This window comes from Gluconobacter sp. NFX36, from assembly GCF_049887835.1.
Taxonomy (GTDB): domain Bacteria; phylum Pseudomonadota; class Alphaproteobacteria; order Acetobacterales; family Acetobacteraceae; genus Gluconobacter; species Gluconobacter japonicus_A.
Genome location: NZ_JAGEKJ010000003.1, coordinates 71,083 through 97,969 on the forward strand (window position 1 = coordinate 71,083; position 26,887 = coordinate 97,969).

The 26,887-nt window shown below is 56.8% G+C and carries 24 protein-coding genes and 1 tRNA gene; 9 read left to right on the forward strand and 16 right to left on the reverse strand.

What is annotated here, in order from left to right:
- Positions 1–11 precede the first annotated feature (11 nt).
- A complete protein-coding gene (locus J4P41_RS03845) occupies positions 12–2,576 on the forward strand; it encodes a cation:proton antiporter (protein ID WP_426066178.1) in 2,565 nt (854 codons plus the stop codon).
- Here the strand turns inward: J4P41_RS03845 and J4P41_RS03850 are convergent.
- Positions 2,544–3,950: a peptide MFS transporter gene (locus J4P41_RS03850; protein ID WP_426066291.1), complete on the reverse strand. Its 1,407-nt coding sequence runs from the start codon at positions 3,948–3,950 to the stop codon at positions 2,544–2,546. The two genes, J4P41_RS03845 and J4P41_RS03850, sit on opposite strands and share 33 nt — an antisense overlap.
- A 587-nt stretch (positions 3,951–4,537) precedes the next feature.
- Between J4P41_RS03850 and J4P41_RS03855 the strand changes: the two genes are divergently transcribed.
- Entirely contained in the window at positions 4,538–6,154 is a 1,617-nt protein-coding gene (locus J4P41_RS03855; protein ID WP_426066179.1) for a porin, read from the forward strand.
- Positions 6,155–6,187: 33 nt separating this feature from the next.
- Here the strand turns inward: J4P41_RS03855 and J4P41_RS03860 are convergent, their stop codons facing one another.
- The 8 genes from J4P41_RS03860 to J4P41_RS03895 are packed head-to-tail and all read right to left on the reverse strand — an operon-like array spanning position 6,188 to position 13,936.
- The gene (locus tag J4P41_RS03860) at positions 6,188–6,979 is read right to left on the reverse strand and encodes an MBL fold metallo-hydrolase (RefSeq protein ID WP_426066180.1); all 792 of its coding nucleotides are present in this window, start codon (positions 6,977–6,979) and stop codon (positions 6,188–6,190) included.
- On the reverse strand, positions 6,976–7,761 hold the full coding sequence (locus J4P41_RS03865) for a TatD family hydrolase (RefSeq protein ID WP_426066181.1): 786 nt from the start codon (positions 7,759–7,761) through the stop codon (positions 6,976–6,978). The genes J4P41_RS03860 and J4P41_RS03865 overlap by 4 nt, the downstream gene beginning before the upstream one ends.
- Positions 7,758–9,296, reverse strand: a complete 1,539-nt coding sequence (gene metG / locus J4P41_RS03870; RefSeq protein WP_426066182.1) for a methionine--tRNA ligase — start codon at positions 9,294–9,296, stop codon at positions 7,758–7,760. Before metG ends, J4P41_RS03865 begins: the two co-directional genes overlap by 4 nt.
- 29 nt (positions 9,297–9,325) lie before the next feature.
- Positions 9,326–10,249 carry a DNA polymerase III subunit delta' gene (locus J4P41_RS03875; protein WP_426066183.1) on the reverse strand — a complete coding sequence of 308 codons (924 nt, stop codon included), beginning with the start codon at positions 10,247–10,249 and terminating at the stop codon, positions 9,326–9,328.
- Positions 10,246–10,911 carry a dTMP kinase gene (gene tmk / locus J4P41_RS03880; RefSeq protein ID WP_426066184.1) on the reverse strand — a complete coding sequence of 222 codons (666 nt, stop codon included), beginning with the start codon at positions 10,909–10,911 and terminating at the stop codon, positions 10,246–10,248. The genes J4P41_RS03875 and tmk overlap by 4 nt, the downstream gene beginning before the upstream one ends.
- Entirely contained in the window at positions 10,895–12,172 is a 1,278-nt protein-coding gene (locus tag J4P41_RS03885) for a serine hydrolase (protein WP_426066185.1), read from the reverse strand. The genes tmk and J4P41_RS03885 overlap by 17 nt, the downstream gene beginning before the upstream one ends.
- Complete coding sequence (locus J4P41_RS03890; protein WP_426066186.1) at positions 12,169–13,023, reverse strand: RlpA-like double-psi beta-barrel domain-containing protein; 855 nt, start codon at positions 13,021–13,023, stop codon at positions 12,169–12,171. The genes J4P41_RS03885 and J4P41_RS03890 overlap by 4 nt, the downstream gene beginning before the upstream one ends.
- Positions 13,010–13,936, reverse strand: coding sequence for a lytic murein transglycosylase (locus tag J4P41_RS03895; RefSeq protein ID WP_426066187.1), 927 nt, complete (start codon positions 13,934–13,936; stop codon positions 13,010–13,012). Before J4P41_RS03895 ends, J4P41_RS03890 begins: the two co-directional genes overlap by 14 nt.
- A gap of 236 nt (positions 13,937–14,172) precedes the next feature.
- On the opposite strand from J4P41_RS03895, the gene J4P41_RS03900 reads away from it, so the two are divergent.
- Together J4P41_RS03900 and J4P41_RS03905 are read left to right on the forward strand one after the other, a co-directional pair.
- Positions 14,173–14,739: a DedA family protein gene (locus tag J4P41_RS03900; protein WP_426066188.1), complete on the forward strand. Its 567-nt coding sequence runs from the start codon at positions 14,173–14,175 to the stop codon at positions 14,737–14,739.
- 4 nt (positions 14,740–14,743) lie between these two features.
- Positions 14,744–15,808 (forward strand): D-alanine--D-alanine ligase, encoded by a 1,065-nt coding sequence (locus J4P41_RS03905; protein ID WP_426066189.1) that lies wholly within the window; start codon positions 14,744–14,746, stop codon positions 15,806–15,808.
- Positions 15,809–15,815: 7 nt separating this feature from the next.
- Here J4P41_RS03905 and J4P41_RS03910 read toward each other — a convergent pair whose 3' ends face one another.
- Entirely contained in the window at positions 15,816–16,280 is a 465-nt protein-coding gene (locus tag J4P41_RS03910) for an MlaD family protein (protein WP_426066190.1), read from the reverse strand.
- Positions 16,281–16,408: 128 nt separating this feature from the next.
- Between J4P41_RS03910 and J4P41_RS03915 the strand changes: the two genes are divergently transcribed.
- Entirely contained in the window at positions 16,409–17,251 is an 843-nt protein-coding gene (locus J4P41_RS03915) for an undecaprenyl-diphosphate phosphatase (RefSeq protein ID WP_062025388.1), read from the forward strand.
- A 39-nt stretch (positions 17,252–17,290) separates the two neighbouring features.
- A complete protein-coding gene (locus tag J4P41_RS03920) occupies positions 17,291–18,817 on the forward strand; it encodes an APC family permease (RefSeq protein ID WP_426066191.1) in 1,527 nt (508 codons plus the stop codon).
- 118 nt (positions 18,818–18,935) lie between these two features.
- Here the strand turns inward: J4P41_RS03920 and J4P41_RS03925 are convergent, their stop codons facing one another.
- Positions 18,936–20,123 carry a mechanosensitive ion channel family protein gene (locus tag J4P41_RS03925; RefSeq protein WP_034880366.1) on the reverse strand — a complete coding sequence of 396 codons (1,188 nt, stop codon included), beginning with the start codon at positions 20,121–20,123 and terminating at the stop codon, positions 18,936–18,938.
- A gap of 182 nt (positions 20,124–20,305) precedes the next feature.
- Between J4P41_RS03925 and J4P41_RS03930 the strand changes: the two genes are divergently transcribed.
- Positions 20,306–20,380, forward strand: a tRNA-Met gene (locus J4P41_RS03930).
- Positions 20,381–20,451: 71 nt separating this feature from the next.
- A complete protein-coding gene (locus J4P41_RS03935) occupies positions 20,452–21,321 on the forward strand; it encodes a glycosyltransferase family 2 protein (RefSeq protein WP_426066192.1) in 870 nt (289 codons plus the stop codon).
- A gap of 36 nt (positions 21,322–21,357) precedes the next feature.
- Here the strand turns inward: J4P41_RS03935 and J4P41_RS03940 are convergent, their stop codons facing one another.
- Together J4P41_RS03940 and prmC are read right to left on the reverse strand one after the other, a co-directional pair.
- Positions 21,358–21,801 (reverse strand): DUF4167 domain-containing protein, encoded by a 444-nt coding sequence (locus J4P41_RS03940; protein WP_010501523.1) that lies wholly within the window; start codon positions 21,799–21,801, stop codon positions 21,358–21,360.
- Between the two features lie 233 nt (positions 21,802–22,034).
- Positions 22,035–22,901: a peptide chain release factor N(5)-glutamine methyltransferase gene (gene prmC / locus J4P41_RS03945; RefSeq protein WP_426066193.1), complete on the reverse strand. Its 867-nt coding sequence runs from the start codon at positions 22,899–22,901 to the stop codon at positions 22,035–22,037.
- A 30-nt stretch (positions 22,902–22,931) separates the two neighbouring features.
- Here prmC and J4P41_RS03950 point away from each other — a divergent pair, with 30 nt between their 5' ends.
- Positions 22,932–23,390 (forward strand): hypothetical protein, encoded by a 459-nt coding sequence (locus J4P41_RS03950; protein ID WP_010501516.1) that lies wholly within the window; start codon positions 22,932–22,934, stop codon positions 23,388–23,390.
- Between the two features lie 4 nt (positions 23,391–23,394).
- Here J4P41_RS03950 and prfA read toward each other — a convergent pair whose 3' ends face one another.
- Genes prfA through ispG form a run of 3 tightly spaced genes read right to left on the reverse strand, consistent with a single transcriptional unit; the run spans position 23,395 to position 26,864 of the window.
- Positions 23,395–24,456, reverse strand: a complete 1,062-nt coding sequence (gene prfA, locus J4P41_RS03955) for a peptide chain release factor 1 (protein WP_426066194.1) — start codon at positions 24,454–24,456, stop codon at positions 23,395–23,397.
- A 3-nt stretch (positions 24,457–24,459) separates the two neighbouring features.
- The gene (hisS, locus tag J4P41_RS03960) at positions 24,460–25,701 is read right to left on the reverse strand and encodes a histidine--tRNA ligase (protein ID WP_426066195.1); all 1,242 of its coding nucleotides are present in this window, start codon (positions 25,699–25,701) and stop codon (positions 24,460–24,462) included.
- Positions 25,701–26,864, reverse strand: coding sequence for a flavodoxin-dependent (E)-4-hydroxy-3-methylbut-2-enyl-diphosphate synthase (gene ispG, locus J4P41_RS03965; protein WP_023942620.1), 1,164 nt, complete (start codon positions 26,862–26,864; stop codon positions 25,701–25,703). Before ispG ends, hisS begins: the two co-directional genes overlap by 1 nt.
- Between the last annotated feature and the right edge of the window lie 23 nt (positions 26,865–26,887).

A 26,887-nucleotide genomic window follows, 5' to 3' on the forward strand; every position in this document is an offset into this window, starting at 1 on the left:
TACGGAATACAATGATGGTGACAGGGCTTGCAGCCGTTCTTCTCGCAATTGCGTTCCTGCTCACGCTCGTCAGCATCATTCAGCCTCTGGCCAAACGGCTTGAGATTTCCGAAACGGTCCTGCTTGCCCTCGCTGGCATTGTTCTGGGTGGGGCGGCATCGCTCATTGTGCGCTCATCCGCCACAGACCTGCTGGATGGGGCGGCTGAAGCCCTGATCTATTTTCCGATCAACAGCGAAGCCTTCCTACTGATCTTCCTGCCCATTCTGGTCTTTCAGGGTGCCATGGCCATTGACGTAAGACGTCTGGCGCATGAAACGGCCACTGTTCTTCTACTGGCCGTTGTCGCGGTTGTGGTTTCAACCGCGACGATCGGCTTCGCGCTCTACCCGTTTGCTGGTCAGAGCCTTGTTGTCTGTCTTCTGCTGGGCTCCATCGTCGCCACGACCGACCCATCCGCAGTGGCCGGCATCTTCCGGGAAATCGGCGCTGCGTCGCGACTGACGCGCCTTGTTGAAGGCGAGGCACTCCTGAACGATGCAGCCGCCATCGCAATCTTCGCCATCCTGCTGGCCTCGGTCACCTCACACCGACACATCCATCTGGGTGAGGCCGTTGTTGATTTCGCGTCAGCCTTCGGCGGCGCAATTGTCGTGGGTGTCTGCCTGGGTCGGCTGACACTGCTGCTAATCGCAGGTCTGGGTGGCGCACCTGCCGCAGAAATCACACTCACACTCGCTTTGCCCTACACTGTCTATATCCTGTGTGACGAAATGCTCGGCTTCTCCGGCGTGGTGGCAACAGCTGCTGCTGGCCTGACAGTCTCTGCTTACGGACCCTCGACATTCCGTCCGCAGGTGTGGCGGTTTCTCAACGACCTCTGGCAGCAACTGGTCTTCTGGGCCGGTTCACTCGTCTTCCTGCTGGCGTCCATGCTGGTACCGCGCCTGCTGATCGGCATGACCCGCTGGGACTGTGTGCTGATCCTGATCGCCAGCGTGGCCGGGCTACTGGCTCGCGGCGCCGTCGTGTTCGGCCTACTGCCCATCCTTGCTTTCACAAAGCTTTCCCCACCAGTGCCAACACCGTTCAAGGCTACCATGGTCTGGGGCGGTCTACGCGGCGCCATCACGCTGGCGTTGGCGCTGGCCGTGACGGAGAACCAGAGCGTCTCCAGCCCGGTTGCCCACTTCATCGGTATCATCGCAACGGGCTTCGTTCTGATCACGCTGCTGGTCAATGGCACGACGCTGCGTTCTCTTGTGTTGTTCCTGAAGCTCGATCAGCTTTCACCAATTGATCAAGCTATTCGTCAGCAAATTCTGGGCATTGGTCTGGGCGAAGTTGCAGAACGCACCCGCGTCATGTCCGACGAACTGGGGTTCAGTGAGCAAACACGCATTGGCGTCATCAGCCGCATTGAAAAGCGCGCAGAAAAGGAGAGGGCGGCCAATAATTTTGAATCTGCCCTGAGTGACCGGGCCCGCGTGAATATCGCGCTTATCACGATCGCCAATCAGGAGCGCTCTCTGCTTCTGGATCTCTTCCGCATTCAGGGCCTGTCACGTCGTGTGATGGAGACGCTTCTCCGCACTGCCGAGGCCATGTCTGATGGCGCCCGCCTTGAGGGACGGTATGGATACGTCAAAGCCCTGAAGCGCCGCCTCCAGCCACCTTTACGCTTCCGGATTGCCCAGGATCTGCACAGTCGCTTCCATTTCGATGAACCACTGATGTACGCAATGATGGAGCGCTTCGAAATGCTCATCATCGCACATCTGGTCTCCCTGTCGCTGCAACGCTTCGTCCGTCAGCGCATGGAGCCAACACTGGGTCCACGCATTACGGAAATCGTGTCTGAAGTTCTGGGCCGTCAGCGCAAGCTGCTCGATGATGCGCTGGAAACATTGCGCCTCCATTATTCCGGGTATTCAGAAGCCCTGGAGAGCAGGATTCTGCGCCAGATCGCCCTTCGTCTCGAAGACGAGGAGTACGACGCACTCCAGGCCGACAACCTGATTTCCGAAGAACTTCACAGGGAACTCCATCGCGATATCGAACGTCGGAGCGCGCGCCTCGAGGCGCCTTTGCGGTTCAACCTGAAAAGCGGCATCGAACAACGTTTGAGGGCTTTTCCGGCGTTCAATGGCGTGCCCGATAGTGTTTTACACACACTCTCCCGCAAGGTGGCGATGCGTTTCGTGTCTCCAGGGGAAGTGCTGTTCAAGCGCGGACAGAAAGTCCGAACCGTTTACGCTCAGGTGGCAGGACTGGCGGAAGTTCACCTACCTGAAAGGGAAATCCTGTTCGGGAGCGGGGACCTTATTGGTGCGGCCAGCGTCATTCGGAGCGAGCGTATGTCCGGTACAGTGCGCGCCCTTCAGTTCAGCCACTTACTGGCCATTCCCAAGCCCGTCTTTGAGCGTCTGATCCACGACTACCCGATCGTTCAGCGTCTTATCATCGCTCGCAGCAATAAGCGGGCAGACGGACTGCTGGATCCTTACGTTCTGCAAACAGCAGAGGGCGTCAGGCTGGCTCCGTCACAGGATATGAGACGGATTGTCTCGCCCTGAAGGCACATTTTCCGGAGCCAAAAGGCTCCGGAACACAATTGAGCATGTCAACAAAATCACCCCTGCAACCAAGCTGCTTCCACTGTGGAGGAGCCAGAAGGGAACATCTCCAATACGCCCGATCAGGGTTGAGAGCTTACCGATGGTCAAATTGGCCATAAAAAGATGAAGTGAGAAACAGGCTACGAAAATCGTATTCAAGCTCACCGGCGCAGCACGGGAATACATTGCCATTCCAATGGCATAGCTCATACTGAAGCCGATATCGTTGATAATATGAAAAGCCAGCCCCCAGAACAGGCTGATCTGATGAGGCTCAGGATAAAGCCACGATGCAAGCGCCAGAACAGCCGGGCCTGACGAGGCAATAAAAGTGCCTATGGCCACTTTGGTGATTTCTGCCGGGTCTGGCCTGTGTCGGGCATACATTCGCCAGAACCACAGTACGGAAATTGTCATCAAAGTGCTGATGAAACCATCGAACGAGACGAGACTGCTGACAGGGAACAGATGTCCGAAGAACGTCAGCTGATAATGCTCACGCCCCCACAACAGATATCCGTCAAAGATCTCATCATTTGGCAGCGCACCTAAAGCCAGCACCGGCAGCAACGCCAGCAGAAGGACGCTCGTTTTTTTCTCGCGGGATGTCAGGCGAGGGCGAGGGGATGAAGCCTTGAAAACCGTGTCTTCTGGCAGCCACCGACGCCCAAAGAGATAGACAACCAACCCAGTCAGCATTCCCAGACCAGCAGTCAAAAAACCCCAGTGCCAGGCTTTCATTGCCAACATTCCACAGAGGGCAGGCGACACAATAACGGCAGCCTGCACACCGAGAGAGTAGATCTGATAAGCGTCCGACCGCCGACGGTCATCAAGTGCATAAAGCGCACCAACCTGCGCCCGCAGCCCTCCGGCAGCTCCAATACCCAGCAGAAGAAAAACAACAGCCAGCACGAAGCTCCAGTCGAACGACATCAGAACATGTCCGACCGTCATTAGAATAGCTCCCAGGAAAATGGTCCGGGTTTTCCCCAGGAGCCGGTCTGCCACAAAGCCGCCCAATAGGGGCGTCGCATAAATCAAAGCTAAGAAGAGCCCTGTTATGGCGCCAGCCGTCGCCTGAATCCCGACAGGAGCATAAAGAATGTCCAAAACGGCTTTCACAGTTCCCATGCCCCAGACATTTTCAATATGTCCGGGCTGAAGAAGATGATCAGCCAGATACAGAACGAGAATGGACTGTAATCCGTAAAGGGAAAAGGCGACCCATCCTTCCGTCAGTACAAGAACCCAAAGCCCCCGCGGATGACCGAAGATCTCCTTACGATCAGGGACGGTCAAGGCATCGATAACGGGATCATTAGGGAGCACTTCAGTCAAAGCAGACCTCGGAGGCGAAAGAGGAAAACCTTTCGTAGCGGTCAGTGCGACGTAGGGTAAAGAGGAAGAGAAGGGCATTGGCAAAATGCCAATATGAAAATCTATGGCAAAATGTCCCAATCGCAGTCTATGGCAAAAAGCCATAGACCTCATCACATATAATTCTTTGTGGCTTTTTGCCATGAAAGAAATCACCTGATCCCAAAGATATATTTTCTTGGAAAAATCCCCGGAAAACTGCCCCAAATGGGCATATATGGCAAAATGCCAAATCCCAGGACAACCAATGCGATAGCCGTACAACCATGCGAAAGTCCCACAAAACGTTGGTTGGGAAGCCTCAGGAATTCAGTTTTACAAGCATCGGAAGAGGCTCAATATCAGCTCACATGAATATCGTATAATATATATTATGCCAACTTACATATCAAAAAGACGTCGTTTCCTCACATAGTCGTGATACACGATGACTTGTTGCAAAGAATGGCCGTTTTGGCGCTAACGTGAAACGAAGTTCAATTTCTCCCGGTCTCCGAACGTATTTTCGTGACCGGCTCACTCGATGGAACGGTCATTGCATGGCTCGCCTTTCTCTGCGTCAGATTGCCTTTCTGGGCTGCGCTTTCTCTCTGGGCTCGCTTACGGTTCTCCCTGCAACGGCACAGGCGGATGACTACACCGAACTTCTGGACATTCTTCGCGCCAAAGGCAGCCTGACGCGCGGCGAATATAATAGTCTTCTGGCACACCACCTGAGGCATGGCCATGCCAGCGCTCCGACCAATCAGGACGATACATCCAGCCCCCCTGCCAGACACAACCGTTATCGTCGATACAACCCCAATCAGTACGATGGTTCTCTTGAACCACCGGATGTCACAACCATTGCAGCCTCCCAGGCAGCGCAGCGCGCAGCTCAGGACGCTGCCGCCAGCGCACGTGATGCACGTTCCATGCTCGCACATTACGACCCAGACAGCGTCGTTCGGGTCAAACCCTATGTCGCAGGCAAAGGCGTGACCGTTCAGGCTGGTCAGATCGAAATTAATCTGTCCGGCTTCATCAACGGCTTCTACACCTATAACAGCCCGGGCGGTGGCCGCCCCGTTGCAGGTGGCATCTCCACAGGGTCCAGCGGCTTTGACTCTTCATCCGTTCGTAACGGCCTGTTGCCAGGCGGCCTGATCCTGAAGCTGAATACCGTTCAGGATGGGATCAAGCTCGGCGCAGTTTTCGGAATGTACCCGGGGCTGAACAATGCGGATGTGGGTACATTCAACGCCAATTCTGGTGGTAGCCCGGTTGGGCTTGGTACGGCAGGCGTCGATTTCCGTCAGGTCTATATGACCGCCGGAACCGACAAACTTGGAACCATCAAGATCGGCCGTGACATCGCACTCTTTGCCTCCGATGCCATCCTGAATGACGCAACGCTCCTCAGCGTCGGCAGCACCGGCAGTAACGCCAATCCGGCCAATACCTCCCTCGGCCGTATTGGCGTCGGCTATGTCTACACCGACTGGCTCCCACAGATCACCTACATTTCCCCGAAATGGCATGGTCTTCAAGGCTCTCTCGGTATCATGACACCGCTGGATCAGTTCAATTTCGCCGGTGGTGGTCTATCCGCGACAACCACACAGCACAGTTCTCCAATGGTTCAGGGTAAAGTCACTTACGACACCACCATTGCCGGGTTCACCACACGCCTCTGGGCCAGCTTCCTGACACAACACGTTCAGAACCTGACCAGTTCAACCCTCGGAACCGACAGTCGCAAAGGCGCAACCGTTGCCGCGGGCGACGTTGGCGTGAAACTGTCCCGCGGACCATTTGAAGGCGTAGCATACTACTATTACGGCAACGGTCTCGGCACGACCGGCCTTCTGTTTGACGGCATTTCACAGACCGGACGCAAGCGGAACTCTGAAGGTTACTATGTTCAGGCATCCTATAAGATCCTGCCGCGCCTGAAGCTGGTCGGAAGCTATGGTGTCAGTAATCTTTATCAGGCGGCTGGCGAAGACAATCCATCACTGGTGCGACGTAATGAGTCCGAAGTCGGCGCGCTGTATTACACACTGACAGACTGGATGTTCCTCGTGGGTGAATATGCCCATACGGAATCAGCTGCTCACGGCCCGAACCGCGAAAGCGATCACACCATGTCTGCCGGTGCGATGATCACGTTCTGATCCTAAAAAACCGGGCAGCCCCCTGCCCGGTTTTCAAAACTCCAGCACCATTCCGTCATAAGCTGGCCGCACATCTGGCGGCAGCGTTTTGCACAAGATGTCGTAATCCATATCTGTGCCCATATGGGTCAGAATTGTGCGCCCTGCCCTGATTTTCGTGCGCCATTCCAGCACACGCTCCAGCCACGCATGAGCGGGATGCGGTTCATACTGGAAACAATCAACAACCCACGTTCCGACACCATCCAGAAGCTCCAACGCCTCATCAGACAGCGTTTCAACATCTGTCGAATACGCAAACTTCCCAAATCGCAGCCCCAGAGACGTGATCCGTCCATGCTGCTGCTCGAAAACTCGCCCTTCAAGACCCGGAAAAGTAACAGACTGACCCGCCGCAACGACCTGCTCATCAAAAACCGGACGATAAAAATCTGGCCCTTTCCAAGGGGCAAAAGCGTAGGAAAAACGCTGTCTAAGTTCTTCCAGAGTGTTTTGCGAAGCCAATAGCGGCAATGGCCTGTCGATAACCCGATTGATGGCGCGCAGATCATCCAGCCCGGCAATATGATCACTATGCGGATGCGTATAAAGTACCGCATCAATGTGGCTCAGACCACAATTCAGCATCTGAGAGCGAAAATCCGGCCCGGAATCAACCAGAAGCCGGAAGCCACCCTCACCTTCAATCACGATCGACGAGCGTGTCCGCCGGTTCTTTGGATTGTCCGGATTACAATGCCCCCAGATCCCCGTCTGTGAGCCATCATGCCCCCCGAGCATCGGGACGCCCGCTGAACCACCACATCCGAGGATCGTGACTTTCACAGACGCGTCCTTGTAAACAGCCGATGCACGTTGGCCGTTGTAATCTCCGCGATCCGTTCAGGCGAAACTTCCCGCTCCTGCGCCAAGCGAGCCGCCGTATGCGCCACATATCCGGGCGTATTGGGCCGCCCGCGCTTGGGTGCAGGGGCCAGAAATGGACTATCCGTCTCCACCAGCAAGCGGTCTTCCGGCACAATCCGCGCAACTTCGCGGATTTCCTCACATTTCGGGAATGTCAGAAGCCCCGAAAAACTGATGTAACCTCCAAGTTCCAGAGCCGCTTCCGCCAGCTTTGGTCCGGATGCAAAGCAGTGGATCAGAAACGGAAAGGCGCCCTTCCCGCTCTCATCCCGCAGGATCGCAATCGTGTCGTCATCCGCCTGGCGCGTATGAATAACGACCGGCAATCCCGTTTCCCGAGCCGCGGCAATGTGCGTTCTGAAAGATTCATGCTGCGCTGGCTTCGCCTCATCTCCACTATGAAAATAGTCGAGCCCGGACTCGCCAATTGCCACCACGCAGGACGGTTCCGCCTTGCGAACCAGTTCCTCAACGGACGGCAAACGCTCCTCACCCACATGGTCAGGATGCGTCCCGATCGCACACCAGACGCGCAGATCTGGCGTGTCAAACCGCGTCAGGCCAATCTGCGTGTCAGCCTGCGAAAACCGCGTCCCGATCGTAATCATCCCATCCAGACCAGACTGCCGCGCGATCTCCAGTGCGGCAGGCACATCGTCAAGACGGTCCAGATGGCAGTGACTGTCGATCAGTCCTGTCATTCTGCGTCCTCGACGACAAAGCGCGGGAACAGCCCTTCTGGCTTCGGCAGAGTGCGACCACCGGGCAACGGCGTCTCAAGAGACGCAAATGTACGCTCGCTATCTTCCACACCAAGCTGCGTCAGCATCTTATCCATGGTGCCGGGCATGTAAGGCTGAAGCATCGTCGCAATACCACGGATCACATCCAGCAACACACGCAGCACATGCGTCATACGTTCCGGATCGGTCTTCTTCAGCGCCCAGGGAGCCTGACGGTCGATATACGAGTTGGCTGCACGAATGATCTTCCAGACCTCCTCAAGCGCATCCGTGATCGCCTTGCGCTCAATCTGCTCGCTCATAAGTGTCGGGAGTAACTGAACAGACGCCAGAATGGTCTGATCGTCTTCCGTCAGCGGGCCGCGCTCCGGAACGACGCCCCCAAGATTGCGTGCCACGAGGCTCAGCGTCCGCTGGCACAGATTGCCAAGGTCGTTCGCCAGTTCGACATTCGTGCGCGTAATCATGGAGCGGCGGCTGAAGTTTGAATCGCCACCAAACGGCACTTCACGCATCAGGAAGAACCGCAGCGCATCCAGACCGAACTCATCAGCCAGTGCCTTCGGGTCCAGAACATTGCCGAGAGACTTGCTCATCTTCTCGCCTTCGACCGTCCACCAGCCATGGGCAAACACGCTTTTCGGCAGTTCGATACCCGCAGCCATCAGGAACGCCGGCCAGTACACGCAATGGAATCGGGCAATTTCTTTGCCAACAATATGCAAATCAGCCGGCCAGAACTTCGCACGCGGATCATTCAGGTCCGGGTAACCCACAGCCGTGAGATAGTTGGCGAGCGCGTCGAACCAGACATACATGACGTGATCCGGATCGTTCGGAACCGGAATACCCCATTTGAAGCTGGTTCGGCTGACGGAGAGATCCTTCAGCCCCTGCTTCACGAAGCTCTCGATCTCCCGGCGTGGACCATGCGGGCCAATGAACTCGGGGTTATCTTCATACAGTTTCAGCAGACGGTCCTGAAACTCGGACAGCTTGAAGAAGTAGGACGGCTCCTTGACGCGCTCTACCGGCGCACCGGATGGAGCAACCATCGTGCCATCCGGCTTCTTGACCAGCTCATCTTCACCAATGAACGCTTCATCGCGCGTGGAATACCAGCCTTCATACGCGCCGAGATAGATGTGGCCGTTGGCCGCAACGTTTTCCCACAGAGCCGTTGCAGCAATCTTGTGGCGTTCATCCGTCGTGCGGATGAACTCATCCGTGGAGATCGCCATATCCTGCTGCATCTGACGGAAAGATGCAGAAATCTTGTCGGCATAGGCCTGCGTGTCCATGCCCTGAGCGGTCGCAGTTTGCTCGACCTTCTGGCCGTGCTCATCCGTCCCGCTGACGAACAACACGTCTTCACCATTCAGGCGATGGAAACGGGCCAGAACGTCAGCCGCAATGGACGTGTAGGCATGTCCGATATGCGGAGCGCCGTTCACGTAGAAGATCGGAGTTGTAATGGTGAAGCGCCGCGTCATGTCCACTCGTCTTGTCATGCCCGAGCCATTCACATCCCGGCAGCGCGTTCCACTGCCTGACGGATGGCCTGGGCCTTGTCCAGATTAAAACCGTCTGTCTGCCGCTTCAGTGTATCAAGTTCCGAACACTGACGGGCAGAAGAATCAGCAAGAAGCAGATCGCCACGTCGTGCAGCCGAGCGTGCACGTTCTGCTAACCCCTCGCCTAGCAAATCGCAGAGCAATGCGAAACCTTCCGTCTCCCGGGCGATCCGGTCAATGAGAGGGAGCATCTCTGCGGTCAGGGCCTTTCCGGCCAGGATTTCCGCCACAAAACCCGCAATGGCCCCATCCCGGTCCTGCGCCAGAAACAGTGCACGCCCCGGTGAACCATGTGCCCTTGCCAGCACATCCTCGGACACATCTGGCAGAATGGCCCTCATGTCCCGATCTGAAACGGGAGACAGCGCCAATGCCCGACAGCGGCTGCGGATCGTCGGAAGAAGCTTACCGGGAGACGCTGTGGTCAGCAGCAGGATGGCCCGCGGCGGAGGCTCTTCAAGGATTTTCAGAAGCGCGTTGGCCGCAAAACGGTTCAGAAACTCCGCCCCGTCGACGATAACCACACGCCAGCCGCCTTCAGTGGCCGTGTGATGCAGGAAAGACTGGACCGGCCGCACATCCGCAGCCGTAATTTCTCCGCGCAGACGCCCTTTTTTCTCATCAACCGCACGGGAAATTTCCAGAAGATCGCCATGCGTAGCGGCTGTAATACGCCGACCAGCAGGTGAGTCGGAATCTTCCCCGTTCAGAAGAAGACGCGCCAGACGAAACGCCAGCGTCGCTTTTCCGATCCCTGCAGGGCCGGAAATCAGCCAGGCATGATGAAGACGTCCCGAGGCCAAAGCGGTCCGAAAAACATTTTCAGCCTCTTCATGACCTCGGAGTTCAAACGTATGCCGAGGATCTGTCACGCGCCAGAAACACTCGCCGTCTGATCCAGACGTTGCAGCACAGCTTCAAGCAATGCACGGCTGACGGCTTCGGGCGTGCGACCGGCAGCGATACGCTTCACCCGCTCTGGCTCTGCACGGGCAATCGTCTCGAACCCCGCCATTACGCGCTGATGAAAAGCCTCAGCCTGACCTTCATAACGATCCGTCCGCCCACCCCGGCTTTCCAGACGCTCAAGCGCCTGCTCCCGAGGAAGCTCCAGCAGCAATGTCAGATCCGGCTCGCGCGCCACGAGACGCCTAGCACCCGTGATGAACTCCAGACGCTCCGCTGATGCATTCCCAACACCGTAGCCCTGATAAGCCAGCGTCGAGTCATGGAAGCGATCACAGACAACAACCGCACCACGCTCAAGAGCGGGCACAATCAGATTATCCAGATGGTCACACCGCGCCGCCATATGGGCCAGCACTTCCGCACGCCAGGAAAATTCCTCTTCCCCGAACAAAAGCAGATGACGGATGGCTTCCGCGCCCGGTGTCCCGCCCGGCTCACGGGTCAGGATCGTCTCGTAACCCCGGTCTCGAAGCGCATCCGCCAGAAGGCGCGCCTGCGTGGATTTCCCGGCGCCTTCGCCACCTTCCAGCGTGATGAACAGGCCGTTTTTAATTTGCAGGGCCATGACCAAGGCGTGCCATCGCACGTCCAACCAGTCCGAGTTTCGCAACGGACGCGCCAGCCTGAAGCGCCACACGAATATCCGCCATGCCCGGCGCTGAAATCACGATCGCCCCACAGGACTGCCCGGCGACAACCGGCGCAATCACAGGTGACGCATAATCCACTGCAATGTGAGAGCGCTGCTGCCAGCCCACCGGCATCGTCATCACGATGTCAGAACCAGCCACGAGCGGAACAGCCTTGCGCTCACCCATCCAGACCGGCGCATGATCCACAACCTGCCCCTTGCGGAACAGCGTCGCGTTCTCAAAATTCGCAAAAGCCCACGCCATCAGACGCTCGCCTTCATGAGCGCGCTCATTGCTGGATGCCGTGCCGTTGATCACAACAATGACGCGATTGCCATTGCGGTTGGAACTGGCGCAAAGACCGAACCCACCTGCATCGGTATGACCCGTCTTCAGGCCATCAGCGAGACCCTTGTCCACGAGAACGTTCCGGTTGCCCTGCTTGATCTTGTTGAACAGGAATTCGGTTTCACCGAAGAAATGATAGTACTGCGGAAAGTCGCGGATCAGATGCATGGCAACAGTCGCTACGTCATGAGCGGACATGTAATGCCCCTCAGCCGGCAGACCCGTCACGTTCATGAAGTGCGAGTTGTTCAGCCCGATCTTCGGAGCTTCCTCGTTCATCATCGCAACGAAGCGTTCTTCAGACCCCGCAATACCTTCTGCCAGCACAACGCAGGCATCATTACCGGACTGGATCACCATGCCCTGGATGAGATCCTGCACCGCGACGCTCTCGCCAAGCGGCACGAACATCTTGGAACCCTGCGTCCGCCACGCTTTCTCGCTCACCGGAAGCGCCTGATCCAGACGCAGACGTCCCGTCGCGAGCATGCCGAACACGATATAGGCCGTCATCATCTTCGTCAGGGACGACGGTGCCATGCGCTCATCAGCCGCCTTGTCCAGCAGAACGGCACCCGTGTCGAAGTCCACGATATAGGCCCAGCGCGCCACGGTATCGAACGGGCCGATCGGCGTATTGGCGGGCGTGCCAACTGGTGCTGCAGGAGCAGTAGAGGCTGTGGCAGCCGCGGCCTTCGCATGACCAGCATGGTGATGCGGGCGTGCCAGTGCACTCAGCGGCCCACCAAAAGAAGCACAGGCGGCAAACCCTGCCACACCACCGAAAAGAGAGCGTCTAGTCCGCACGTTCGTCCCCAGTCTTTCAGCCTTAGTCACGGCCGTCATTCCACAATGATCCGCGCGCCCTCTACCCCGCACGCATGGGTCCGGTCCAGTGCCGCATCGGCCTGGGCGGTATCGGTATAGGGTCCGGACCTTACACGCCAGTCCAGACCGCCCCCATCAGGGACGCGCTGAACCTCGCCGGAGCACCGCGCCGCAATACTGGCAGCAGCCCCGCGACCGGAAAACTTGCCTAACAGAACATAAAGCCCCGTTGGCCCCGGACTACCCTGCGACCACGTGACAGGCATCGGGGTAAGCGTGGAGACCGCCTGATGCCCCTCCGACGAGTCGCTTCCATAGGTCTTTGCCGCGCCACCATCGAGAGACTCTGCACGAACCTCTCCAACCGGCGCGGACTGAACATCCAGATGTGGCGCGCCGGTCAATCCTTCGACCAATGCACGACTGGCGGCTTCGCCTTCCGTCACCTCTACAGGTGTATCGGCGGTCATCCCAAGAATATCCGCAGCTTTCGGAGAGAGCGCAATAATTCGCCCGGCGCTTTCCGGACCACGACGCGTCAGCCGGATACGCACAACCCGTCCATTGATCAGATTGCGAACCGTCACAACAGCAGGAAGCTGCAAAGTCTGATGGGATCCGGTCATGCCATCCGCCGACCAAACCTCCCCATCAGACGCGAGTCTCCCTTTCAGAGGCATTTCGCGTGTGGCGAGACCGGTGGCGCGGTAATCGAACTGCTCATAGGGATAAAACCACCCCTGCGGACCCTGCCACGCGTTTCCCAGCTCGTAATGAGGGTGCGCGACAGGCACCGGCGCGTCATCCCGATGACAGGCACCAAACAGAGGCAGAAACGCCAGAAGTGGCGCGCAATTACGGAGTAACAATGCCGGTTCCCAGAAGACCTACGCCCAGTGCGTAATAATCGGATGGATTGTAACGACGGATCACGTTGAAATTGTGGTAAACCATGAAGGCCTGCGTTCCAGCACCATCCGGCTGAATGATCGCCCCTTGTACGTCTGGCCGTGAGAAACGTGCCCCATCTGCCCGGCGCACACCAAGAGACATCCATTCCGCAAGAGACTTGGTATTGGTCCGCCCGATCTGACTCTTGTCGAGCGCATTCGCCAGAGTGACTTCCTGCCCCCAGGGCTCATAGGGTTTCCAGCCGCATTTGCCCATATAGTTGGCGATGGATGCGAACACATCTGGCTGGGACGTCCAGATATTGCGCTTGCCGTCTCCATCTCCATCCGCCGCATATCGCAGATAGGCGCTTGGCATGAACTGGGCCTGCCCCATGGCTCCGGCATAGCTGCCCATCATGGCTTCAGGGGAAATGTCCCCGTCGTTCAGAATCTGGAGCGCCTTCATCAGCTCTCCCCGGAAGAACGTGGAACGACGACCATCAAAGGCCAGTGTCGCCAACGCATCCACAACCGAGAACGTACCAGTATGAGCTCCAAAGCCCGACTCGAGCCCCCAGATCCCCATGACGGCACGATCATCGCATCCAAAGCGCGCGGTCACGGGAGCCATGACATTTTCAACGCCCGCATATGTGGTGCGCCCTTTCTGGAAACGCGACTCTGGCAGAACGCGATCACGGTACTGGGCCCATGTCAGGGTAAACTCAGGCTGGTGTCGATCAAGCTTCAGAACCTTGAGGTTTGGTTCCTTCGTAAGGGACAGGGCACGCGAAACAATCGTAGACGACAGCCCCTGCGCCAACGCCTGCGTTCTCACACCAGCGAGAAACGCTCCATAATCCTGTGCTTCGGCAGAGCGTATCCCCATCGCCGCCGCTCCGGCGACCGAGGAAAAGGCGGCAAGAAGGTTACGTCTTTTAAGCACTGGACTATCAGCCCCCAGAGGGTGGTTCATTTGCAGCGCACGCTAGCAACCTGTGATGCTCCCCGCCAGCCTCCCATCCTTCTTTCCACATTCAGAAGGGTGAAACCGCAACCGTGAGATTGTCGCCAGCACGCCAACATGCGACATCAACGTTCCATGATCATGGAACATCCCCCGGCATGATAGCCATTGGCCCCGCCCTGGCGTCGCAGCCTGCCTGGCTGAAAGTCGTCAGCATCATTGTGGGGACATTCATCCTCGAGGATGTAGCGACCGTCCTGTCAGGCGTTGCAGCCCGCGCCGGACATGTCAGCATAGCATTGGCCCTTGGAGCGCTCTGGTTCGGCGTCGCTGTCGGAGATCTCGGACTGTACGGCCTCGGCGCTGCCGGAGCACGCTGGCCTTATCTTCGTCGCTTCCTGACCCTCCCCAAACAGGAACGCACGCAGGACTGGTTTTCGAAGAACGTCATCCGCATCGTGGCCATCTCACGCTTCGTGCCCGGCGCCCGCCTCCCGCTCTACACAGCCTGCGGCTTCTTCCACGCGCCTTTCGTGCGCTTTGCCCTGACAGCAGTTCTCGCTACGCTTGTGTGGACAACACTGTTGTTCCTGCTGGCCATGCGGATCGGCGGCTGGCTTCTGGCGCACCAGGGAGGCTGGCGCTGGGCCGGGCTGGCAGGATTTGTTCTGTGTATCGTTGTTGTCGGGCGTCTGATTGCCCGTATCCAGACCGTGAGCCAGTAATTGAATGTCTAAGACAGAGACCGAGCAAAATCCCCTTTCTCTTTTTGAGTTCTGGCCAGGTTCCATCTTCTACACGCCTATCGTCCTCTACTGGATCGCCATGGGCCTGAAATACCGGGATCTCAGTATTCCTACGGCTGCCAATCCGCGCATTGAAACAGGCGGACTCTGCGGTGAGAGCAAATCCTCGATCCTCGATATGGCTGGTCCCGTCGCACAGGACGCCATTGCACCCTACGCTGTTTTTGAAAGCGGCCCTGGGTCACTGGAACGCGCTCTGACAGCCATGGAGCAGTCCGGCCTCTCGTTCCCCGTCGTGGTCAAGCCAGATATCGGTTGCAATGGAACAGGCGTGAAGCTCGTCCACACTCGCGAGCAAATGGAAGAAGTCCTTCCGCAGTTCCCGGATAACGTGGCGCTCATGGTGCAGGAACTCATCGATTACCCGGTTGAAGCGGGCCTGTTCTATATCCGCCACCCGGATCAGACACAGGGCCGCATTACGTCCGTGACCTACAAGGAAGCTCCGGTTCTGACGGGTAACGGACGTTCCACCATTGAGGAACTCATCATGCGCGATCCTCGCATGAGTCAGGTTCCCCAACTGTATCTGCCCCGCCTTGCAGGCCGAGAGAAAACGGTGCTGGCCGAGGGTGAGCAACTGCCATTGGTTTTCGCTGGCAACCATTGCAAAGGGTCCGTGTTCCGAGATGGCCGCGCAGACACCACACCTGCACTGACCGCCCGCCTGGATGCCATCATGAAAGACGTTCCAGATTTCTATTTTGGTCGGGTCGATGTGAAGGTACCTTCAATCGAAGCTCTTCAGCGTGGGGAAGATCTGCGGATCATCGAGATCAATGGCGTCGGCTCTGAAGCCATTCACATCTGGGATCGCCGTACGACACTGTGGGAAGCCTATCGCGCCCAGTTTTCCCACTATCGCCAGACGTTTCTGATCGGTGCAGCCAACAAGGCCCGCGGATGGAAGACCTCTGGCGCGTTCGGAATGCTACATTCCTGGCGCAAGCAGCGTCGCCTGCTCGCGTCCTATCCGATGAACGACTGAGGGAACATCAGTTCCCGAGGTTACCACCACCGAAGATATAATTGCTGACCTGTTGCTCCAGAGACAGTTGATCGCGGGTATCCTTGATAACCCCGCCAGCAGTCAGCGCCTTCGGGTCTTTGCCTGGCTCGATCTGAAGAGCGTTATCAGACGTCATGCTGGGCGCACCGATCCCAACAGCCGTATCAACGGGCAGATGAAGACGTTCATCAACCGAGAATGCTACGTCGGCCATCTGGCTCTGCGGATCCAGGCGGATGGACTGAACACGCCCAACGGTCACTCCCGCCAGATCAACATCCGCACCCGGCTTCAGACCGTTGGCCGAATTGAACTGAGCATGCATGACAATGCTGTTCTGAACCGGGTCCTTGCGCAACTCTTTGCCGTAAACAAGAAACGCCCCGGCAACGACAAGAACAAGGCCACTTGCCAGAATGGCACCGCCGCGCCCGCTGTATCCTGACTTCATGCCGCGCCTCAACTTTCAGAAAACCGAATAGAAAAGCGAGTTAATCTGCCCCCAGAGCCCGGTCAAGGTTGCGTCCCTTCGCCCCATCAGGCAAGTGACTTCCTTTTCCGCCCATCCGTGCAGGCTCCATGACGCTTTTCCAGGCCATCATCCTCGCCATCGTTCAGGGTATTACCGAGCCCTTCCCTGTCAGCAGCCTCGGTCACGCCGTTCTGCTCCCCGGTATCCTCCATTGGAACGTGGACGAACATTCAGACATGTTCCTGCCGTTCCTGACGATGCTCCATGTCGGAACCCTCGTGGCCCTGGCGGGTGTTTTCTGGCGCGACTGGATGGCCATTCTTCGCGGGATGCTTGGTCTGCACGGTCGATACAACCAACTTGAGTCGATTCGGATCTTTGGTCTTCTCGTTATTGCGACAATTCCGGCTGTCATCTTCGGCGGCCTTTTCGAACATCGCCTCCGAGGCATATTCGGAGCCCCTCTGGCCGTCGCAGGGTTTCTGGTCCTGAACGGCCTTCTGCTTCTGGTTACCGAATGGCTCCGCAAACAACGTGGACAGGCAGATCACCGGCCGATCTCTTCCCTGTCTCCCAAGGATGCCCTGGTGATCGGGTTCTGGCAGTGCCTTGCCCTGTTCCCGGGCCTGTCACGCTCAGGCGCCACGATGAATGGCGGCCTTCTCCGTGGGCTGGATCATGGCACAGCTGCCCGCTTTTCCCTTCTCATGGCCCAGCCAGTCGTTCTGGCAGCGACGGTCAAGGAAGGGTGGCAGATGCGGCACATGACAATCTCTCATGACGTCATGTTCCAATGCGTCGTAGGTGCCTTCGCAGCCGGTATCACCGCGCTGATCTGTTCTCTCCTGATGTTGCGCTTCTTCCGCAATCATGACGAATGGGCTCTCAAGCCTTTCGGCATTTACTGCATTGTTGCCGGTCTTCTGGCAGGCGTTCTCATCGTTCTATAAACCTTTCCAGACGCCGCTTTTCCCGGCAGATTAGGGATCATGCCACTTCCGATACAATCCAGCGCATCCGCCGCCACAACTGCCCGTCGAAAGAGTCTCGAACAGATCATGTCCGAGAATGAGTCGCATGGACTGAAGCGCAGCCTCACAGCCACACAACTCATCCTTCTGGGCGTGGGATCAACAATCGGCGCTGGCATTTACGTCATGACGGGGACTGCTGCTGCGGAGTATGCTGGCCCATCCGTTCTCATTTCGTTCGTTGTCGCAGCTCTGGCCTGCCTCTTTACAGCGTTTTCTTATGGAGAACTGTCCTCCACGTTGCCTGTCTCCGGCTCAGCCTACTCCTACGCCTATATTTCAATGGGCGAAAAAGTGGCGTGGATCGTAGGATGGCTCCTGCTTCTGGAATATGGAATCTCCTGCGCTGCAGTGGCAGCCGGTCTGTCCGGTTACGCGTCGTCCCTGCTGGCCGTCTTTGGTATCCATTTACCCCAAGCCCTTACCCAAGCCACTCTTCAACCGGTTCCAGGATCGGAAGGCTCCTCCATCAGCGGAGGATGGAGGCTGGATCTGATCGGGTTAACTGCCGTCTTCCTGGTCACGGGTCTGCTCGTTCGGGGCATTGAGGAATCCGCCCGTGTCAACACGATCATCGTCTTTCTAAAAGTAGGTGTTCTTGCTTTGTTCGTGGCATTTGGCATTCATGCCATTCATCCCGCAAACTGGCATCCCTTCATCCCAGCCAATCAGGGGGGCTTCCACTACGGCGTCAAAGGTATTTTCCGGGCCGCCTCAGTCATCTTTTTCGCCTATGTCGGCTTTGAGGCCGTCTCCACAGCATCAGCCGAGGCCAAAAACCCGACCCGGGACGTCCCGGTCGGGATTATTGGAAGCCTGCTGATCTGCACCGTCGTGTATATGATCGTTGCCGAAGTATTGCTTGGCATTGTTCCTTATCGCGAACTGGACGTACCGGACCCGCTGGCTATTGCCGTGAAAGCCATGAACACGCCGTGGCTGGCCATCTTCATCAATGTCGGCGCAACAATAGGTCTCTGCTCGGTTCTGATGGGGCTTATGTATGCCCAGTCCCGCGTCTTGCTGACCATGAGCCGTGATGGCCTCATCCCTGCCCTGTTTGGCAAGGTTCACACACGGTTTCGCACCCCATGGCTTGGCACCATCGTTCTCGGCCTGGTTGTGGCTTTCATGACTGCCACCCTGCCCATCGACATCATCAGCGATCTGGTCTCCATCGGAACAGCTGCCGCTTTCGGCATCGTCTGCTTCACAGTCATCTGGCAGCGAAACACGCGGCCAGACATTCAAAGACCCTTCAGCGTTCCCTTGGGCGGGTTTCGTATTCGTGGTTTCTGGGTTGGTATAACGCCCCTTCTAGGCATTATTTTCTGTCTGCTCATGACCATCCCCCTCGTCACAGATATGATCCATGCAGTGGCCAGCGGTAACCCTGTCCCTCTGCTCCTTCTTACAGGATATGTAGTGCTGGGTGTCATGACGTATGTTCTCTACGGACGCCACAACTCTACGATGGCGCCGTAAATCCTGCCTGACGGATAAAGACGTTACAGACCGACTTCTTTATCCGCGTCACCATAGCGCTGCACGCAACAAGCGGGGTAAATAAAAAAAAGCCACCGGGTTACGGCGGCTTTTACTTTTACGCGCCGGGCGTACCAGGTCCCATATAACTGCCTGGCGGCGGCCGATCGATCTTGGGAGAGAGCAATTCGCTGGGCCATGCGTCCTCTCCCGGTCTCGGGGGCATCATCGCAAAACGCGCACGAGGCAATGCCTCAGGACATTCTTGCCGAATACGAGCAATGATCTTCTCCCGGATGTCACAGCGCAGATCCCAGCTCTGCAACGCATTCCGAGCACTGGCAATGATACGGATAGACATGACCTGAGCATTGCAATCTGCCACCTGCACATCAAAAACCTTACCATTCCAAAGCGGGCATGTGCGGATGATTTCGTTCAACATCTCCCGCACCTTGTCCATCGGCGCTTCATAATCCAGCCAGAGGAACACTACGCCGATGATCGCCGCGGAATTATGCGTCCAGTTTTCGAACTGGTTTTCCAGAAAGTAGGAAATCGGGACGATATGTCGGCGCCAGTCCCACACCCGAAGGACAACATAAGTCGCATTGATTTCCTCAACCCAGCACCAGTCCCCGTTGATGATGACAAGATCTTCCATACGAATTGGCTGTGTCACTGCAATCTGCACGCCCGCAATCAGATTGGTCAGCAGACCACGTGCAGACAGACCAACGATCAGGGACGCGGCACCGGCGGAGGCAAAAAGCGAAACACCATATTGCTTGACGGACGGAAAAAGCATCAGCGCGGACGCCACCGTCACGATACCCACCATAATTTCCGTCAAGCGCCTTAAAACGCGAATCTGCGTCTGGTGCGTGCGGATCATGATGTCGTCAGTCTGTTCTCGTGACGACAAACGATTGAGGTATGCCTCCGTCATGATCCGGAACACGATAATGGCCGAAAAGCCAAAGGTCAGAACCAGCAGGAACAGGAAAAACAGCTTGAGATCCTGCTCCGTCTCATAAGAAAACCCAGTGGCAGCCGGGAGTGCGCCCAGCATGGCAAGCAGCGCAACCATGATCCGTGTTGGACGACGAAGAGCCGCAACAATTTTTCGGATCAGCGCTGCACTACGGGAACCAGGAATACGCAGCGTCAAGGACGTGACGAGGTTTCCGCAATAGAAAGCGAGAATACCCACGACCGCGAGCATCAGAACGGAGACGACAGGTGCCGGGAGCCAGGTAAAGTAGGATCGAACGGCAAACAGCGTGCTGACGAAATGCTGCGTCACTAGGCGGAAAACTCCTTAACAAGAGATCTGGAGAAAAGCAGAAAGCAGGCCAGCCATAACAGATATGACCAGTGTAAAAAATGCAGTGACCAAAATCCTGCATTTTCCTCTGGATAACGTGTTGACACTCAATCAGATCCCCCTTAAAAACCCGCCTCAACGCCGGGGCATCCCGGTGGGATGGCGGTGTAGCTCAGCGGTAGAGCAGGGGAATCATAATCCCTTGGTCGGCGGTTCAAATCCGTCCACCGCTACCATCCTTCTTTCCTAAAAAATTATAAAAATCTTTCAGGTATCTGATCTGAAAGCATTTTTGTATTCTGACGGCATGATCAAGAAACCTCTTGCCGTCGTCACTATGGTTTACAATGAGCCAGAACATCTTCTGATCTGGCGCAGACATTACGGCGCGCAGGTTGGTGAACAGTCCTGCTACGTTATCGACCACGGCTCAGATGACGGATCGACAGATGCTCTCGGGCAGATCAATCGGGCCCGAATTCCCCGCTCTCCGCAGGATGATGAGCGCAGAACAAGATCCATTGGGAAGTTCTGCGAGAGTTTGCTCGAGTGGTACGACAGCGTCATCTACGTCGATGTTGATGAACTCCTTCTCCCTGACCCAGACATCTTTCCGTCCCTCACACATTTTGCCCAAGCGAATACGCGGCCAGTCGTAACGGCCACAGGCCTGGACGTCATTCATCTGCCGGAAAGCGAAGCTCCGCTGGATTATACGCGCCTCGTCTCTGTCCAGCGCCAGCATGTGCGATTTTCAAGCGCCATGTGCAAACCCGTCCTGATCCGTGCCGCCATCACATGGGCGCCTGGCTCTCATTGCTGTGCAGAAATTGCTCCCGAAATGGGCGCCCCGCTTTTTCTCTTCCATCTTCGTTATGCAGATCTGTCTTCTGGTCTGCGCCGACTAGAGCGGACACGAACGCAGCCCTGGTGCTCCAACGACGTTGGGCAACATCAGCGAATCAACGATCAAGACTGGGAAAACATGCTCCGCGGCATGGCGGCTCTTCCCGTAGTGGAAGCCACTTTCGATCAGAACGATCAGCGTCTGCATAACTGGCGGCATGCTGTCGAGAACAGCGCCACGTCTCGAACGCATGATCGCTACAGACTGGATTTACACCTGAACGGAACAGAACTCTGGCGCCTGCCAGAACGGTTTATTGGCCGGATATAAAAAAACCGGCCCTTCACAGGGCCGGTTTCAGAACTGTTACTCCGCTTCAGCCGGAGCTTCTTCCGAACGGGAAGACTCGATCGAAGGCTGATCATCGCCCTCGTCCTGCCCGTGTTCGTCACCGCCACGTTCGCCACGCGATTCACGGCGCTCTTCATAAGCCCGCTGGCGCTGCATCTGACGCTCATTGCGCTCTTGCTGGCTCTGCTGAGCAGCCTGGTTCATGGCATTCAGAATACGGAAATAATGCTCTGCATGCTGGAAATAGGCTTCCGCAAGGATGCGATCCCCCGTTCCTGTCGCATCCCGGCCAAGCTGGAGATACTTTTCGAAGAGCTGCTGGGCAGTTCCACGAATTCTGAGGTCCGGGCCATTGCTGTCAAACACATGGTTGCGGTTCAGAGGGGTCTGGGAATTGCTACTGCGTGGTGTCCCGCCGCCAGCACGATGATGCCGGCCTCTTATACGCTTCATATTCATCGACCCGTGATGCACTTTCCTGATGGCGTGCCCCACTTCTGCCCGTGCAGAAGGATGCGTCCGCCGCTGCCGAAAAGACGTCTGTCTATCTCGCTGTGGCTGGACACTGGCCAGCCTCTCATCCGCTGCCGGCTACTGAAAGACGGTCAACAGGAGCAACTGCATAAGGAAAAAACCGCCATTGCGGCTTCTACGACAGAATGCAGTTTCCTGTTCATATCAACTCTCAAGCTCTAAGCCAACGTCTTTCCTGAGTTTTCTGACCACTGAAGAACAAGAGCCCGTGCAATTCCACCTAGATCGTTTTGCCGCGCAACCTCCCGTAGTCCGTTAGCGCGACCGATTTCTGAGACGGCATCAATTTGGCCCAACCCCATTTCCAGAATAGCGTGACCGCCCGGCACCAGAAGTGACGGAAGTGCCCGACAGAGCAGACGATAAGCATCCAAGCCATCCTGCCCCCCATCCAGCGCCCGTTCTGGCTCATATTGAGAGACTTCCGGCATAAGGTCAGGCACATCTGCACTCTCAATATAAGGAGGGTTGGAAATCACCACATCGAACTTTCCGGCCAGAGCGGAATCCCAGTTTCCCGCCAGAAAACAGCTTCGGTCCTGCAATCCGTTCCGGCCAGCATTCCTGCGAGCAAGCGCTGCCGCTCCTGCGGAGAGATCCACCCCCACACCCCAGGCCTGCGGGTATTCTGACAAAGCAGAAAGAAGCAAACAGCCTGTGCCAGTTCCAAGATCCAGCATCCTGAGAGACGCCGCACGATCCGGCCGCACGGCCAGAAGCGCTTCAATCAAGGCTTCACTATCCCCCCGAGGAATCAGCGTGTCGGGTGTCGTATGGAAATCCAGCGTCCAGAACCCTGTTTCCCCGACAATAAATGCCAGAGGCTCCCGTGCCGCACGCCGCGTAACAGCGTCTTCAAACCGAGTCGCATCAGCTTCCGAAACAGTTGTCAGGGAAAACAGTCCCGCTGGATCACGACCTGTCACCCACCCCAATAAAAGCCTCGCTTCCCGTCGCGGATCTTCCAACCCGGCCCTTTGCAGAACCTCTGTTGCCTGTCGAAGAAGAACATCTTTTGCAGTCATCTTGCCCGAGAACCTGCTATACCTGTCATCATGAAGTCCAAACGTGCATTCTTATTCTCAGCCCTTCTTTTGGGATGCGCCTTGCATACGGCTCAGGCCCAGTCAGAACTGCCCGGTACCTTCACCGTGACAGATGAGCGCGCTTCAGAAGAAATATCCGAAGTGTCCCGTCTTTACCTTGACGGTAACCTTGTGGCGACCTTCCGGCTGGGGCTGTCCAAATCCCGCGAAACCCGCACTATTCCCCTGCCCGCTGGACGATATGACGTTGATTACGCGCTCTGCGGCGAAATCACCATCATGCATAACGGTCATCAGGAAACGCATCAGGTCAGCAGCGAAGGACAGCTCCATCATCCGGAAGGCCATACTCTGGATGCCGTCGGAAGTAACAACTTCACTGATTTCTTCCTTGTGGATTACAACGACCCCTCTGTTGCAACCCACCGACATGGACGCGCTGCTGTCTGCGCTACGCCGAGTTCCTGACTCTTTAAAAGCCTTCAGCTGCAAGAAGCTCTGTCTGCTCCTCACGCGTCAGAGCATCAATAATCTCATCAAACTCGCCTGCCATGATGCGCTCGATCTTGTAGAGGGTCAGGTTAATCCGATGATCCGTCACACGTCCCTGCGGAAAATTGTAGGTCCGGATGCGTTCTGAACGATCACCCGTTCCCACCTGAGACTTACGATCTGCGGCACGCGACTCATGCGCTGCGGATCGTTGACGCTCATAAAGACGTGCCCGAAGAATCTTCATGGCCTTGGCACGGTTCTTATGTTGGCTCTTCTCTTCCTGCATCGCCACGACAACACCAGTCGGGATATGCGTAATCCGAACGGCACTTTCGGTCTTGTTAACGTGCTGTCCGCCCGCACCAGACGCGCGATAAACGTCGATCCGCAGATCGTCGTCATTGATCGTCACGTCCACTTCTTCCGCTTCTGGCAGAACAGCAACAGTCACCGTCGATGTATGGATACGGCCCTGACTTTCTGTGGCCGGAACGCGCTGAACACGATGAACGCCTGATTCATACTTGAGACGGGCAAAGACGGAACGGCCGGAAATCGTCGCCATGCCTTCCTTCAGACCCGCGACTTCGCTCTCGGCATATTCCATGACTTCGAACCGCCAGCCATTCTGCTCGGAAAACCGACGATAGGCATCGAAAAGTTCGGCCGCAAAAAGCCCGGCTTCGTCACCACCCGCCGCCGGACGGATTTCCAGAATGGCGCTACGCTCATCAGCAGCATCTTTGGGCAGAAGCGCAATCCGTAGATTGTGCTCCAACTCAGGAATTTGCGCTTCTATCTCTTCAAGCTCGACCTGAGCGAGTTCCTTCATTTCAGGATCAGCAAGAAGAGCCTGGGCCCCTTCCCGCTGCCTCTCGGCAGCCTGCCAGGCCTGAATGGACACGACGACAGGTTCAAGCTCCGCATATTCGCGCGAAAGACGAGTGAACTCTTCTCCGCCCATTTCGCCAGACGACATCAGAGCCTGAATTTCTTCCGAGCGGGCAACAATCCGCTCCAGCCTGTCATCAAATGCCACGTCTCAGGCGCCTTTCAGAGCCTGTACGAGGTCGGATATGGCCACTTCCTGCTGCTCGCGGGCACCAAGGTCCCGAAGCTGTACGACGCCACGCGCAAGTTCTTCATCGCCAAGAACAACCGCATGAGACGCACCGGACTTTACGACGCGCTCCATACGCTTTTTCATGTTGCCACGCGTCTCGATCTCCGCACGTAAACCGGCTTCACGAAGAGCACGTGCAATGGCCGCCCCCTTGAGAACCGCTTCATCGCCCATGGGAACGATTGCAATACCAGCCGCAATGGAAGGCATCTCTTCCAGCAGAAGCGCGAGACGCTCAATACCGCCAGCCCAGCCAATTGCCGGAATGGCAGGGCCGCCCATCTGCTCGACCAGACCTTCATAACGCCCGCCAGCCAGAACAGTACCCTGCGCACCCAGCTTGGTTGTCACAAACTCGAAAGCCGTGTGGCTGTAGTAATCAAGGCCACGTACGATCCGCGGGTTCTCAACAAACTCCACGCCAAAGGCCGTCAGGTAAGACCGCAGATCATCCCAGAACTTGCGGGACTCATCGTTCAGATAGTCTGCAAACGCCGGGGCATCCGCCAGAAGAGCCCGATCCTGCTCGGATTTGCTATCCAGAATACGCAGAGGATTTACCTCAAGACGCACCCGGCTCTCTTCCGAAAGAGCATCAGCATGCTGGCGGAAATAAGCGACCAGCGCCTCACGCCATGCCTGACGGGACGCAATATCACCCAGCGTATTCAGTTCCAGAACAACATGCTCGGACAGACCAAGAGCCTTAAGGATGTCGTAAGCCATCGTGATGACTTCAGCATCCCGCAGCGGCCCTTCGGCACCCAGCAGTTCCGCACCAATCTGGTGGAACTGGCGATACCGCCCCTTCTGAGGACGTTCATAACGGAACATCGGCCCGTGATAGAACGCCTTCTGAGGCAGGGACTGGGTGAGGCCATTTGTCACGAGCGCACGGCAGATGGAGGCCGTGTTCTCGGGACGCAGCGTAATGCTCTCGCCACCCCGATCCTCAAACGTGTACATCTCCTTGGACACGACATCAGATGTCTCACCGAGCGTACGGGAGAAAACCCGCGTGTCTTCGAAGATTGGCGTGCTCCATTCCTCAAACCCATAGGTTTCAAGAACCGAACGCGCCGTTTCCACCACATGGTGGTGACGGCGCATGATGTCGCCGATGAGGTCGTGTGTGCCGCGGGGCAGTTGCAGTCCTGACATCAGTGGCTCGCCGGGTCCATCTGCTTGGCGGCTTCAGCAGCGGCAGCAGCTTCGGTCTGAGCCTTGTCCGCTTCGATAGCGGCAACTTTGGTTTCCACCAGATCCACAATGTGCTCGATCATGTCTTCGGCTGGCATCGTGTGATCCTGACGACCAGCGGAATAAACCATGTGGCGGCCAGAGCCACCACCGGTCACACCGATATCAGTCATGAGAGCTTCACCCGGACCATTCACAACGCATCCGATGATGGAGAGCGTCAGCGGCGTCTTGATATGCTGCAGGCGATCTTCAAGCGTCTGAACCGTCTCGACCACATTGAAACCCTGACGCGCACAGGACGGGCAGGAAATGATCTTCACACCGCGATGACGCAGACCCAGGGACTTGAGGATGTCCCAGCCCACCAGCACTTCCTCTTCCGGAGGAGCCGAAAGCGAAACACGCATCGTGTCACCCACGCCCGCCCAGAGCAGATTGCCCAGACCGATGGAAGACTTCACCGTACCGGCACGCTTGGAACCAGCTTCAGTGATGCCAATGTGCAGCGGATGGTCACAGCAGTCTGCAAGCTGCTGATAGGCTGCAACCGCCATGAACACGTCAGACGCCTTCACGCTGATCTTGAACTCATGAAAATCATGGTCCTGAAGGATCTTGGCGTGTTCCAGAGCACTTTCAACCAGTGCTTCCGGGTTAGGCTCACCGTACTTTTCCAGAAGGTGCTTTTCCAGAGAACCGGCATTCACGCCGATACGGATGGAACAGCCGTAATCCTTGGCGGCGTTCACAACTTCACGAACACGCTCGGCACTACCGATATTACCCGGATTGATACGCAGACAGGCCGCGCCGGCCTTCGCAGCTTCGATAGCGCGCTTGTAGTGGAAGTGAATGTCCGCAACGATCGGCACGTTCACTTCGTGCACGATCTCCTTCAGGGCTTCCGTGCTAGCTTCATCCGGGCAGGACACGCGAACAATATCTACACCTGCCAGTTCGGCCAGACGGATCTGGTCGATCGTCGCCTGCGCGTCGGATGTCAGGGTGTTGGTCATAGTCTGCACGGAGATCGGCGCATCACCACCGACCGCAACCTTGCCGACATGAATCTGGCGCGACTTGCGACGCTCGATGTGCTGATAGGGGCGGTAGCTGCTCATGATTTACCTCTTCGTGCCCGGAC

Coding starts and splice junctions, on each gene's coding strand:
- J4P41_RS03845 (WP_426066178.1), top strand. CDS start 12: ATGATGGTGACAGGGCTTGCAGCCGTTCTTCTCGCAATTGCGTTCCTG.
- J4P41_RS03855 (WP_426066179.1), top strand. CDS start 4,538: ATGGCTCGCCTTTCTCTGCGTCAGATTGCCTTTCTGGGCTGCGCTTTC.
- J4P41_RS03865 (WP_426066181.1), bottom strand. CDS start 7,761: ATGACAGGACTGATCGACAGTCACTGCCATCTGGACCGTCTTGACGAT.
- metG (WP_426066182.1), bottom strand. CDS start 9,296: ATGACGCGGCGCTTCACCATTACAACTCCGATCTTCTACGTGAACGGC.
- tmk (WP_426066184.1), bottom strand. CDS start 10,911: ATGGCCCTGCAAATTAAAAACGGCCTGTTCATCACGCTGGAAGGTGGC.
- J4P41_RS03885 (WP_426066185.1), bottom strand. CDS start 12,172: ATGACGGCCGTGACTAAGGCTGAAAGACTGGGGACGAACGTGCGGACT.
- J4P41_RS03895 (WP_426066187.1), bottom strand. CDS start 13,936: ATGGGGATACGCTCTGCCGAAGCACAGGATTATGGAGCGTTTCTCGCT.
- J4P41_RS03900 (WP_426066188.1), top strand. CDS start 14,173: ATGATAGCCATTGGCCCCGCCCTGGCGTCGCAGCCTGCCTGGCTGAAA.
- J4P41_RS03905 (WP_426066189.1), top strand. CDS start 14,744: ATGTCTAAGACAGAGACCGAGCAAAATCCCCTTTCTCTTTTTGAGTTC.
- J4P41_RS03910 (WP_426066190.1), bottom strand. CDS start 16,280: ATGAAGTCAGGATACAGCGGGCGCGGCGGTGCCATTCTGGCAAGTGGC.
- J4P41_RS03915 (WP_062025388.1), top strand. CDS start 16,409: ATGACGCTTTTCCAGGCCATCATCCTCGCCATCGTTCAGGGTATTACC.
- J4P41_RS03920 (WP_426066191.1), top strand. CDS start 17,291: ATGCCACTTCCGATACAATCCAGCGCATCCGCCGCCACAACTGCCCGT.
- J4P41_RS03935 (WP_426066192.1), top strand. CDS start 20,452: ATGATCAAGAAACCTCTTGCCGTCGTCACTATGGTTTACAATGAGCCA.
- J4P41_RS03940 (WP_010501523.1), bottom strand. CDS start 21,801: ATGAATATGAAGCGTATAAGAGGCCGGCATCATCGTGCTGGCGGCGGG.
- prmC (WP_426066193.1), bottom strand. CDS start 22,901: ATGACTGCAAAAGATGTTCTTCTTCGACAGGCAACAGAGGTTCTGCAA.
- J4P41_RS03950 (WP_010501516.1), top strand. CDS start 22,932: ATGAAGTCCAAACGTGCATTCTTATTCTCAGCCCTTCTTTTGGGATGC.
- hisS (WP_426066195.1), bottom strand. CDS start 25,701: ATGTCAGGACTGCAACTGCCCCGCGGCACACACGACCTCATCGGCGAC.
- ispG (WP_023942620.1), bottom strand. CDS start 26,864: ATGAGCAGCTACCGCCCCTATCAGCACATCGAGCGTCGCAAGTCGCGC.